At 42.6% G+C, this 12,390-nt stretch carries 10 protein-coding genes; 4 read left to right on the top strand and 6 right to left on the bottom strand.

Annotation, left to right across the window (positions count from 1 at the left end; all coding sequences use genetic code 11):
• Positions 1 to 65: 65 nt before the first annotated feature.
• The 5 genes from trpC to B3B27_RS01890 form a co-directional block, all read right to left on the bottom strand.
• Positions 66 to 872, bottom strand: a complete 807-nt coding sequence (trpC, locus tag B3B27_RS01910) for an indole-3-glycerol phosphate synthase TrpC (RefSeq protein WP_238868216.1) — start codon at positions 870 to 872, stop codon at positions 66 to 68.
• Positions 873 to 969: 97 nt separating this feature from the next.
• Positions 970 to 1,965 carry an anthranilate phosphoribosyltransferase gene (gene trpD / locus B3B27_RS01905; protein WP_238868217.1) on the bottom strand — a complete coding sequence of 332 codons (996 nt, stop codon included), beginning with the start codon at positions 1,963 to 1,965 and terminating at the stop codon, positions 970 to 972.
• A 175-nt stretch (positions 1,966 to 2,140) separates the two neighbouring features.
• Positions 2,141 to 3,547: an anthranilate synthase component I family protein gene (locus B3B27_RS01900; RefSeq protein ID WP_238868218.1), complete on the bottom strand. Its 1,407-nt coding sequence runs from the start codon at positions 3,545 to 3,547 to the stop codon at positions 2,141 to 2,143.
• Positions 3,548 to 3,568: 21 nt separating this feature from the next.
• The gene (gene trpB / locus B3B27_RS01895; RefSeq protein ID WP_238868219.1) at positions 3,569 to 4,756 is read right to left on the bottom strand and encodes a tryptophan synthase subunit beta; all 1,188 of its coding nucleotides are present in this window, start codon (positions 4,754 to 4,756) and stop codon (positions 3,569 to 3,571) included.
• Positions 4,757 to 5,130: 374 nt separating this feature from the next.
• A complete protein-coding gene (locus B3B27_RS01890; RefSeq protein WP_238868220.1) occupies positions 5,131 to 5,340 on the bottom strand; it encodes a heavy-metal-associated domain-containing protein in 210 nt (69 codons plus the stop codon).
• Positions 5,341 to 5,720: 380 nt separating this feature from the next.
• Here B3B27_RS01890 and B3B27_RS01885 point away from each other — a divergent pair, with 380 nt between their 5' ends.
• Both B3B27_RS01885 and B3B27_RS01880 read left to right on the top strand, forming a co-directional pair.
• Entirely contained in the window at positions 5,721 to 6,779 is a 1,059-nt protein-coding gene (locus B3B27_RS01885) for a DUF3810 domain-containing protein (protein ID WP_238868221.1), read from the top strand.
• 207 nt (positions 6,780 to 6,986) lie between these two features.
• Entirely contained in the window at positions 6,987 to 7,403 is a 417-nt protein-coding gene (locus B3B27_RS01880) for a DUF6146 family protein (protein ID WP_238868222.1), read from the top strand.
• Between the two features lie 87 nt (positions 7,404 to 7,490).
• Here the strand turns inward: B3B27_RS01880 and B3B27_RS01875 are convergent, their stop codons facing one another.
• A complete protein-coding gene (locus tag B3B27_RS01875) occupies positions 7,491 to 9,908 on the bottom strand; it encodes a heavy metal translocating P-type ATPase (RefSeq protein WP_286833985.1) in 2,418 nt (805 codons plus the stop codon).
• Between the two features lie 406 nt (positions 9,909 to 10,314).
• Between B3B27_RS01875 and B3B27_RS01870 the strand changes: the two genes are divergently transcribed.
• Together B3B27_RS01870 and B3B27_RS01865 are read left to right on the top strand one after the other, a co-directional pair.
• Positions 10,315 to 10,893: an RNA polymerase sigma-70 factor gene (locus B3B27_RS01870; protein ID WP_238868224.1), complete on the top strand. Its 579-nt coding sequence runs from the start codon at positions 10,315 to 10,317 to the stop codon at positions 10,891 to 10,893.
• Between the two features lie 123 nt (positions 10,894 to 11,016).
• Positions 11,017 to 12,000: a FecR family protein gene (locus B3B27_RS01865; RefSeq protein ID WP_238868225.1), complete on the top strand. Its 984-nt coding sequence runs from the start codon at positions 11,017 to 11,019 to the stop codon at positions 11,998 to 12,000.
• Positions 12,001 to 12,390: the final 390 nt, after the last annotated feature.

The following is a 12,390-nucleotide window of genomic DNA, read 5'->3' as shown; positions in this document are numbered from 1 at the left end:
TTCATCGTTATTAACTTATACGGCTCCTCTTTATTATCCACTAAATTCAAGTTACTCACTATGAATTACCTGGCATTGCCGTTACTACCGGTAATATCATCTATCATCTCTTTCAGGCTCTTTCCTGGATTATCGCCCTTCATAAAATGTTCTCCGATAAGGAAACCACGATACCCTGCCTCTCTCAACTCTTTAACGATTGCAGCATCAGAAATGCCGCTTTCTGAAATCAGAATAGCCTCTTCCGGAAGTAGCTCTGCCATACTGAACGACTTCTGCAAGTCGGTCACAAAACTTTCCAGATTACGATTATTTATACCGATAAGAGTGTTAAGCGGAGTGATATAGTCCACCTCTCGTTCATCGTGTAGTTCCAGCAAGACCTCCAGTTGCAGGTCGCAGGCCAGTTGAGTTAGCTCTATGCATTCCTTCTTTGTAATAGCTGCCGCAATAAGCAGTACAGCGCTAGCACCTGCCAGTTTTGCTTCAAACAGCTGGTACTCATCTATGATGAACTCTTTCCGCATTACAGGAATCTTCACTCCACAGGATGCCTTTTCCAGATCTTCCATCGTTCCTCCAAAGTATCTCTCATCAGTGAGAACAGATAGTGCCGAAGCACCTGAGGACTCATATTCCTTTGTCACCCTGCTCACATCGGCAGAACGGTACAGCCACCCCTTGCTTGGAGAACGACGCTTAAATTCTGCTATGATTCCTGTTTCTGAAAATTCCAAAGCTGTTTTCAATGAATAGAAGGGGATAACGGCATCCTCAAGCTGCTTTTCCAGGAAGGGGAAGGGCTGCTTTTCCTTTCTCCGGGCAACTTCTGTTCTTTTATGTATAATGATCTCTCTTAATATATCTTTCATCTGTCGTCTGCTTTCTGTTTACTGTTGTCTGATACCGGCTCACCTATGCGGAAAATACTCCGGAACGGATTCAATGAACGTTATCCATATTCTCTTTTCAACTGTTTAACGTTACAAATTTCTCCAGCACCATCAATGCCTTTTTCCCATACAATGAATCTTCGGCCATTTGTAAACACTCCCCGATAGGTTTCTCCTGATCGATTGTCTGAATGCCGAAAGCAGCATTAACCAACACCGCATTCATCTGTGCATCAGTCGCCCTGCAATTAAGAACATTCCGGAATATTTGAGCAGCCTCTTCAGGGGTGTCCCCTCCATACAACGCCTCCTGTGATACACGGCTAAAACCGAGTTCTTCAGGGACAAACAGCTGTTCGCCTTTATTTGAGGACACTTTAAACTGACTTGTGAGAGATACTTCATCATAACCGTCAAGACTATGTACGATACAGAATTTCTTATCCTCCTCCTGGTAAATATAACTGTATAACCGCAACATAGACAGGTTGTAGACACCCAGCATCTGGTATTTGGGTTGCACAGGGTTTACAAGCGGCCCCAGCACATTGAAAAAATTGCGGACTCCAAGGCTTTTTCTCACAGGAGCTACAGCCTTTAATGCCGGGCTGAACAGAGGAGCGTGAAGATATGTAATATGGCAGTTCTCCAGACTTTTTCGAAGAAGATTAATATCGGTAGTAAACTTCACTCCCAGCTGCTCAATAACGTTACTTGCACCACTAATGGAGGTGGCCCCGTAATTGCCATGCTTAACTACGTTGTATCCTGCTCCGGCAACCACAAAGCATGCCGATGTAGAAATATTAAATGTATTTTTGCCGTCGCCGCCTGTTCCCACAATATCCAGCGGACTGTATTCAGACAGATCTGTCGGTAAACGCATCTCAAGCAGTGCATCGCGAAATCCCAGTATCTCATCCACCGATATGCTTCGCATCAGAAAGGAGGTGATAAGAGATGCAATCTGGGTATCGGGAATATCTCCATTTACAATATTGAAAAGTATCTGTTTGGCTTCTTCTCGAGAAAGATAATGAGAGTCAAAAAGCTTATAGAGTATTTCTTTCATACTATATTCAAATATTTTATTATTCAAGTTTCGTATATATAAATTAAAACATATACAGCTAAATATGAGGCCTGTGAAATGTATAGTGGGAACCCATTCGATGAAACAGTCGTAATCTGATAAGCTGTTTGAGCAAAACAAGTGAGCGCTATATTATCATTGTACCGCTTGATATTTATGCATTAAAGAGAGTTGCCGCTTTGTCGATGGCCAGCTTCAACGCTCCCAGCTTATTATTTACTTCGTTCAGTTCGTAAGTATCGTTACTTTGAGCAATTACACCTGCACCGGCCTGATACCACAGATCATTATTCCTGCTCACAAAGGTCCGGATAGTAATAGCCTGGCTCAAATCGCAATTAAGACCAATAAACCCAATACATCCACCATATGCACCGCGGTTGTGAGGCTCTATTTCGGAAATGAGCTGCATAGCCCTCACCTTTGGTGCACCGGAAAGAGTGCCGGCAGGGAAAGTGTCAAAAAAAGCTTTTATGTGATCGGCATTTCCATTGAGAGTTCCGCTCACGCGTGAAACCAGGTGTATCACATGAGAATAAAACTGAGGCTCTTTGAAGAACTCCACCTTTACATCGTGTGCATTACGACTCAAATCGTCCCGTGCAAGATCTACCAGCATCGCATGCTCCGCATTCTCTTTCGGATCGTTCAATAGATAATCCAAAGCTTTCATATCATCCTGGTAGTTACCGCTCCGTTTGGTTGTCCCGGCAATCGGATCAATAGTTATGGTCGATCCTTCTATCTTACAGTGCGTCTCGGGTGATGAACCAAAAATGCGGAATCCGCCGAAGTCGAAATAGAAAAGATAAGGTGAAGGGTTTATGGAACGTAATGCACGGTAAACCTTGAAATCGTCACCCGAAAAGGGTTGCACAAACCTTCTCGAAAGAACAATCTGAAATAGCCTACCACCTACGCAGTGCTCCACTCCTTCACGCACACTATTTTTGAATTGTTCGTCGGTCATGGTGCTGTATTCTTCTCCTTCTATAAAAAAGTTGTAAGTAGCATAGTTACGTTGATTTATAAGTGATTCCAGTTTGTGTAGAGTGCTAAGCTCTCCTTGCTCTTTCAGTTCTATCAGTGTGATTTCATCTGTAAAATGGTTGAAGATCATCACATATTTATATAGGATATAGAGCATGTCGGGGGCATCGTTCCGCTCCTCTATGCTCTCTCGCACAGCAATATTATCCGTATATTTCACACAGTTGAATGTAGTGAAGCCGAATAATCCGCAATGCCCACTTTCACTACCAGTCACTTCAAAATGTCCAATAAAGCTGTTTAGTGCATCGGAGATGGTAAAATCTTCCGAAAGTTGCCGTTCTTCCTCCCGGTCATCAGGAAAGAGGAATCTGCAGATACCCCTGTTCACCTCAACTCGTGCAATTGGCTTTAGTGCCAAATAAGAGATACTGTTCTCATTGGCATGGTAGTCGGAGCTCTCAAGCAATGCCGACTGGGGAAATGCATCCCTTACTTTCAGGTAAGTGCTCACGGGGGTATGCAAGTCACCCATCACCTTTTTGCTGTTAGTTTCAAATTTGTATATCATACGATAATAGTTTTATTATGTTTAGTACTCTTTTTCATACCTGAAATATGTATCGAGATCCTTGTCTCCTCTTCCGGAAAGTGTCAATACAACAATATCACCGGGAGAGAAATCCACTTTCTCGAGCGCTGCAAGAGCATGAGCAGATTCAAGTGCCGGAATTATACCTTCATGCCGTGTAAGGTCAAATGCAGCTCTTAGCGCTTCGTTATCGTTGATAGCGTACACTTTTGCTCGCCCTGTAGCTGCAAGATTGGCATGTACCGGACCTATGCCCGGGTAATCGAGTCCGGCAGAGATGGAATAGGGCTCAGTGATCTGCCCGTCTTCGGTCTGCATCAGCAGTGTTCTGCAGCCGTGCAACACACCCGGTTTACCCAGATGGATTGTAGCAGCCGATTCGCCGCTGTCTATTCCTTTACCTCCAGCTTCAGCCAACACTATGCGAACCTTTTCATTATCCAGGTACTCATAAATGGTACCAGCAGCATTACTCCCGCCGCCCACACAGGCAAAGAGGTAATCAGGATAATCACGCCCCTCTTTTTCTGCAAGCTGAACCCTGATCTCCTTACTGATGACCGATTGCAAACGTGCTACAAGGTCGGGATAGGGATGGGGGCCGATGGTCGACCCTATAATGTAGTGGGTGTCGGCGGGATGGCTGCACCAGTCGCGTATTGCCTCGTTGGTGGCGTCTTTCAGTGTCATATTACCGGAAGTGACCGGAACAACCTTTGCACCCAACATCTCCATCTTTCTCACATTCACCTGCTGACGTTCTACATCGGTTTTTCCCATGTAAACCGTACACGGCATCTGCATCAGTGCACAAACAGTAGCCGTTGCTACGCCGTGTTGTCCTGCTCCTGTCTCTGCAATAATACGTGTTTTACCCATTTCACGGGCTATCAGGATCTGTCCGGTGGTGTTGTTTATTTTATGTGCACCCGTATGGTTTAGGTCTTCCCGTTTCAGATATATCTTCGCCCCGAAACGCTCCGACAGACGGTTTGAGTAATAAAGCGGCGAAGGCCGCCCCACATAATCGTGCAGAAGCCGGTTAAACTCTTTCTGAAAGCTCTTACTCTCGATAATTGCCAGATAAGCCTCCTTGAGGTCTGTTACACACTGATGCAGTATTTCAGGAATGTATGCTCCTCCAAACTCCCCATAATATCCCTTCCCATCAATTGAAAAATGTTGCATATGTTTATTTATTTAATTGTCTTCTGTAGCGGCCCACGAAAGAAGTATCGAATGTTGACAATTGTTTGATCAACCTATCTCCTCTATTTCGTCCAATCCGTTTGTTGTCTGCCTATTGTCAATATCCTGCCTGCAGTTTGTATATGCTAAAACACAAAGAGCCTGTCGCAGGATTGCGACAGGCTCTTTATATTTTTTCGATTTACTATAAACGCACGATGCTTCTCCTTACGACATTTTGAGTAGTAAGTAGCGCCACCAATATCCGTTTATAAGTAGATTCGTCATTTCGCTATTATTTTGGTTGCAAATATATACGATCGAAAAATAACACGCAACATTTTTTTCTTTTTTAACTTTAAACCATATTCAGGTTAAATTACCTCTGCATCAAAACCGGTTCGTTTCACGGTTTTGATGATATCCTCCGGAACTAGATCTTCCGTTTCCACAACCAATATTTTATCTGGATTGTCAAGCTCCATATTCCATGAATGTATTCCTTCCTTTCTATTCAAAAAAGGGGTAACCTTAGCTAGGCAGTTTGAGCAATTTATATTTGTTTTGAATCTGATAGTTCTCATTTTATTTCCTTATTAAAATTAGATGGAAGCAGCTGTTCTTTGAAACATCAAACTTTCATTTTAAAGACAAATGTAAACCTTTTTTGTTCATATTTCCCCTAAACCAATTGGGAGCTGAAGGGAAATTCTCTTATAATGGTCTGTATTTAGACCATTATAAAACCATTTTAAAACCATAATAACACCAAATAAATACGGAGTATATTAGGAGAAGATACGGAGGATCATAAGACAAACCCAAGCTCGGTTGAGGATTATTTCCTGTTCAAAGACAGGCTGGATCTTCAAAAACATTGAACAAGAAACAAATAACCAAAACAAATGTGATGATTTAGCGGGGCAGAGAGCAAAGATTCGCAATAAATGCATTATTTTTGGAAATGGCAAAAAAACAAAACAGGCACAAATTTACGCATCTGCTGACAGTTGCAGGGGCGTTGTTTGGAGTGATAATCATTTTCAGCCGCAGCACCCCCCTTTCGGAATGGTATATGCGCCACATTTACCCTGCGGTTGCAACCGTGCTATCCATGCTATCGGGGTTATTCCCCTTTTCACTCTACGACCTGTTTATTATGGCAGCGTCACTTTATCTGATAAAGCTGATTCTCTTTGTGATCATTCGGAAGAGTGGTTTTAAAAAGTTTCTTTATTCGCTGGTTCGTTTTGCGACGATTCTGGTCACCTGGTTTTATTTCGCATGGGGCATCTCCTATTTCAGGGAAGATTTTTATGCGAAGAGCGATCTCCAGGAGACTACATTTGGCGCAGAAAATCTAAAAAACTTTGCTGTTCGTTTTATTGCAGATGCCAACAACGCTTTTGTGGATTTCGATATCGTGGACAAAGAGATTGTCCGGGAAGAGATTGAAAAATCTTATATCTCATTGCACCGGAAGCTGGGGATTGCCTACCCCAATGGCAAAAGAAGAGTAAAACCCATGATGTTTGAATCGCTCTACTCGAAAATGGGTGTCTCCGGGTATTTCGGACCTTTTTTCAATGAAATTCATGTGAACGACTACAGCCTGAATTTCACTTACCCTTTCACATTGGCACATGAAATGGCCCATCAGTTTGGTATTGCGACCGAATCGGAAGCCAACCTGTATGCATTTATTGTTTGCGTGGGAAGCGAAGATGAACGAATTCGGTACAGTGCTTATGTCTCAACGCTTCTCTATTTGATGAACGATGCTGCTTATTTTCTGCCGGATGAGGTTGAGTCATTGACATCGCCAATACGAACGGAAATAATCGCAGATTTGAGAAGAAACCGGGAACACTGGCTGGTCGTCAGGAACAAGTCTCTCTCGGAGGTGCAGGACAGGGGCTATGATGCTTATCTGAAAACAAACAAAGTAAGCTCGGGGCGTGAGAACTACTCCGAAGTAGTTGGATTACTGATTTCAAGCTACGACATCTACATAAAAAAATAGCAAAGAAACTCCCGGAAGAACCGAGCTAACTAAAGTTTAATTCAGCTGTTATATATAGTAAATAACCGGTTATAAAACGGGCATGAATTGCTTGCAATCGATGAAAGGTAGGTATTCGCTCGCAGTAGCATAGTTCAAGCAAGCTTGACTCTGCTCATTTAGTCTAACGCGGACATTCCTTACACAAATGAAAAAATAAATAATCAGATGAAAAAGTTATTCCTTTTATTTACAGCCGTATCATTCATTGTTGCCTGCTCGGGGCCAAAAGGATTGGTAAAGATTGAACCGAACGGTAGTGAGGCCGCTCCGGAAGATTCCGTGGAATACGAGCTGATTGTCATGGATGCGGGATTCGAGACCTGGTATACACTCCAGGATTCACCGGCCAGGTACCGTTCGCAACAGTACTACGAAGGCTGGAACCAACAATATGTGTCGGCCTGGAACTATCTGGCTACACAACCGGGCAGAAGATCTTTTTTTCAGACCATCGTTGGATATGAACCGGGTGTGGACTATGGCTTCAAGCTAAACCACAAACTGTTCTACTATTTTCAGTACGTGGAACATGTTCTGGGTATTCCCATTCTGTCCTACCATCCGGAGGGCGTGGTCTTTTGAAGATATTTGTCCGTCATAACAAAGGGTAGAGCCTAAGGGCATGCCTTTACGTTGCTTTCCGGGATATTTTCCGGAAAATAAGCATTGTCATATTTTTTTGTTCTTCAGACGCAGGCTGTTTGTCACCACACTTACAGAACTCAATGCCATTGCAGCACCAGCAATCATGGGGTTTAGCATAAAGCCTGTGAGAGGATACAATACCCCTGCCGCTATGGGGATGCCAATAATATTATAAATAAACGCCCAAAAAAGGTTCTGACGGATGGTCTTGACTGTTGCCCGGGAGAGTTGGATTGCCTTAGGTATCTTATTCAGATCAGAAGAAATAATGGTCATTTTCGCCACATCCATTGCGATATCGCTCCCCGCTCCCATGGCGATGCTTACATCGGCCTGAGCCAGCGCACCACTATCGTTTATTCCATCTCCCACCATCGCAACTTTTTTTCCCTTTTGCTGGAGTTCCTTCACCATTTCGGCCTTTTCTTCGGGTAAGACACTCCCTTTATAGTGAGTGATGCCCAACTCTTTTGCCAATGCAGCTGCTACTTTCTCATTATCTCCGGTATATATAGCCACGTCAATTCCCATATCGCGAAGTTTATCTATCGCCTCTCTGGAAGTAGGTTTCATTTTATCGGTAATACCTACCACACCATATGCCTTCTTCTCATCGGCAAACAGGGAGACAGTATGCGCAACATTCAGTTCTTCGTCGATTTTGCGTTGCAGTTCAGATGAGATCAATATGTTCTTCTCCTTTATAAACTGCTCATTCCCCACATAATACGTCAACCCATTATATCTCCCCTCTATTCCTCTTCCGCTTACCTGTTGCACAGTCACATCGCCAAGTAATGTACAGTTCTCTTTCAGTGCTCCCGTGATAGCATCCGCCAGGGGATGCTCCGACCTGTATTCAATACTGTAAAAGATGTCATGATAAAACGTAAGAATACCAGGCTCCCACATAACAGAGCTAACCTGCGGCCTCCCCTCGGTAATGGTACCGGTCTTATCGAGCACCACAACATCAATATCCTTTGTCATCTCCAGGCTCTCGGCATCCTTGATCAGAATACCCTCTTCCGCTCCTTTACCTATACCAACCATAATGGCTGTAGGTGTGGCCAGTCCCAGAGCACAGGGACAGGCAATCACCAGCACCGTCACCATCGCCATCAGTCCGAAAACAAAGCCGTTGCCACCACCGGAAATAACCCAAACAACAAAGCTCAGCAAAGCAATAATGATCACTACCGGAACAAATACACCTGCAATTCTGTCCACCAATCCCTGTACGGGTGCCTTACTTCCCTGTGCTTCATCCACGGTTTTTATTATATGTGCCAGCAACGTCTCCTTACCCACCTTCCGGGCCTTGAAGCGGAAGCTTCCTTTCTGGTTGATGGTACCGGCATAAACCTTTTCTCCCGGGAGTTTTTCAACATGAATCGGTTCACCTGATATCATGCTTTCATCTACAAAAGAACTTCCTTCCGTCACCTCGCCATCCACAGCAATTTTGTCTCCCGGCTTCACGAGAACTATATCACCTACAAGTACCTCTTCAATGGGAATCTCTTCCGGTTTCCCGTCCCTGAAAACAATCACAGTGGAGGGCTGCAGCCCCATCAGCTTCCTGATAGCCTCAGAGGTGTTTCCCCTGGCACGGGCTTCTAGCAATTTCCCAAGCAGGATAAAGGCGATAATCACACCCGCCGCCTCAAAATAAACATGTGCTTCCAAACCGCGGTTTTCCCAAAACCGAGGGTAGAGCATATTAAAAAGGCTGAACAGATAGGCGATCCCGGTACTTAGTGCAACCAGCGTATCCATGTTGGCGGTATGGTGTTTGGCTTGCTTCCAGGCACCAACAAAAAAACGTCGTCCGAATATAAACAGGGCAGGGGTTGCCAGCAACCACATCGCTATGTTGGCAAACGGAGCATACATAAAAAACATGCCTATAATCACCAGGGGGACAGCCAATCCCACTGCCCAGATAGTATCACGACGAAGTTTTATATAATTCTCTTCCCGGAGATGTTCCAGATTTTCAAACGAAACCTCTTCCTCCTCTATCAACAAATCGTACCCTATCTCACGAAGGGCAGTTTTCATATCCGAAGGAGTTACAACACCCGGAAGGAACTCAATATTCCCTTTACCATTGCCATAGTTAACAGATGCGGCAAGCACACCCGGAACAAACGAAAGGATATTCTGAGTACTTGATGCGCACGCAGAACAAGTCATGTTGAGCACCGGCCGGATGATTTTTTCAGTTTTTACCTCTCCTCCCGATTTCCTGATGACAGCTGCCACCTCCTGCAGTATCTCTGCTGCAGCATCATTATATTTTTCATCTATTGCTATCGTTATCATTTTCTGTCTGCCGTTAAAATGAAACGATGCAATACCTTTTATCTGTTGAAAGGAGAGTTCAGACATAGCCGGCTCGCCTGTGATATATATTTTGTAACTGAGATTCTCTTTCATAATTAGTTATAACAATTCTGAATAGATGAAGTTCAAAACGAGTTTCATCATCTTTTTCATGAAAAAAATTGTATTTTTGTAAATAAATTTCGTACAAACCCTGCCTGACCGGAACTGGCACTGATAAAAATTTATTTTTGTTATGTTTAACAACAAGCCTGGTGTTATCCTGAATGAGAAAGCTTGAGCTGAACATAACACAGTGTCACTTGGTAAGCCAATTTTTGAATGCTTCACAGCGGAGTGTTATACAATATTGGCAAGCATCAAAACAGTGAAATTCTATCGATCTACCTTTAACAGTTCTTTGAGCACTGGCCGAGAGATGATTACGCTCTGGTATAGATAAATAAGGGATTGTAATTTACCGGGAAAAGACAAATAAAAAATTAGTTGCCTGTAAGAGATGTCTGATGAAGTAAACGATCTTATTGAATTAAAGAACGGCTCGGAAAAAGCTTTTGAAACTATCTACAAACGATACGCCGGAAAGCTTTACAACTTCATTATGACCATCTCTCATGGAGACCGGTATATGGCAGAAGAGATTGTTCAATCAGTATTCGTAAAACTGTGGGTAATCCACCAGCAGATTAATCCAGAGAAGTCTATTCTTTCTTTTCTATCCGTTATCGCGAAAAACATGCTGCTTAACAAGTACCAAAGACAAACCGTTGAATTCTTGTATCATGAGTATGTTTCAAAAGAGCAGCCGGTTCATGACACGGTAACCGAGAAAGAAATTGATAGAAAATGGCTTGAAAACTACATAAATGAGCTTATCGAGCAATTACCCCCATCTAGAAAAAGGATTTTTATATTAAGAAGAAAAGAAGATTTATCAACTAGGCAAATCGCGAAGGTAATGAAAATATCCGTCAGCACTGTAGAAACTCAACTTTCACTGGCAACTAAATTTATACGAAAGGAGTTTGAAAAGAACTACGATAAATTGTTTCTCTTGGGACTCTGTTTGTTAATTTAACATAATGCACAACGTATGATTAAGGTAATTCCAATCACAAGCTGTACTATTTAATAAAGGAGCTTCAGGGTAGTCAACTGGTAAATACATTACACCCCCCATAACTAACAACTCGATCAAATAATGGAAAAAGAAAAATACATATTGCTTTTTGAGAAATATCTCCGGAACGAGGCCTCTGAAGAAGAGAAAGAACGTCTACTCACTATGCTTCGGAGGGACAAATACATCAATCAATTATTGGAAAAAGGACTTGAAAATAGCGAATCGGAATTCGATGAAGAAATCATAAACCGTATGTATGAAAATATTCGCACGACTGTTTTCCCTTCAAAAAAAAGCACGCGCAAGCTCATACAACCTGTATGGCGAAAAGCCATGCAGTGGGTAGCCATCATAATGCTTCCGGTTTTATCAGCATTTTTAGCATATTATATCACTATAAACCAAACTTACAACAACAATAATAATGTAACCGTCACTGCTGGCAATGGCGAAAAGGCCGATATTATGCTCGCTGATGGTAGCCACGTATGGATAAATTCCGGTTCTTCGCTTACTTACAACGAAGGTTTCAACCGCAAAGAGCGTAATGTTTACCTTGAAGGCGAAGCCTATTTTGAAGTGGCTAAAGATGCTGAACGCCCGTTTATTGTAAGAACCGGTGAAATGGATATCCAGGCGTTGGGTACTGCTTTCAACGTGAACGCATATAATGATGAAAGATATGTTTCATCCGTTTTACTGGAAGGAAAAATCAAAGTAATAGCGCTGGGGCAGGAACACATACTAACGGAAAACGAACGCGTTACAATAGACAGATCACTTCAAACGCTTTCCACTGACAAAGTTTATGCTTCCGATTTTGTGCAGTGGAAAGACGGAAATATCTATTTCGAAAATCGCTCCTTTGAAGAAATTGCCAATACGCTATCACGCGTTTTCAATGTAGAAATCAGGTTTGCCTCCGACAGCCTTCGCCCAATTCGTTTTTCGGGAACCCTCGGAAACAGCAGTATTCGCAATGCAATGGATATATTATCACTCACATCGCCCATGTACTATGAAATGAATGGTACTGTTATAGAGTTATATTACAAAGAGTAGTTCACGATCAGGTCTTTCTTAGTTAATATTATGGTAACACGCCAAATCAGGCACAGACCTTTAGCTGTACGCTTGGGGCCTTTCTCCGCCATTATTAAAGTAACACTCCAAAACAAATAGTCGTTTAAATGGCTTTCTATTTATCCTTTTTCAAAAGCTATCTGTTTTCTTAAAAACCGGTCAGTTAAATATTGCTAATTATAGTTAACCTATTAGCGGAATCATTTTACATTCCTGTACTATTATTAACAGGCGGGATAAGCACACTGGAGAAAAAACCTATTATATATTTTTCATTCATCGGAGATAAGAGTGAAACCTAATATGATTTTTTATCCCGGCGACCAAGGTCAACACTTAAAAAATTTAATTTATGAGGCAAAAACAATT

The sequence above is a fragment of the Proteiniphilum sp. UBA5463 genome (assembly GCF_002427225.1).
Lineage (GTDB): Bacteria > Bacteroidota > Bacteroidia > Bacteroidales > Dysgonomonadaceae > Proteiniphilum > Proteiniphilum propionicum.
This window is presented reverse-complemented; position numbering and strand designations above follow the sequence as displayed.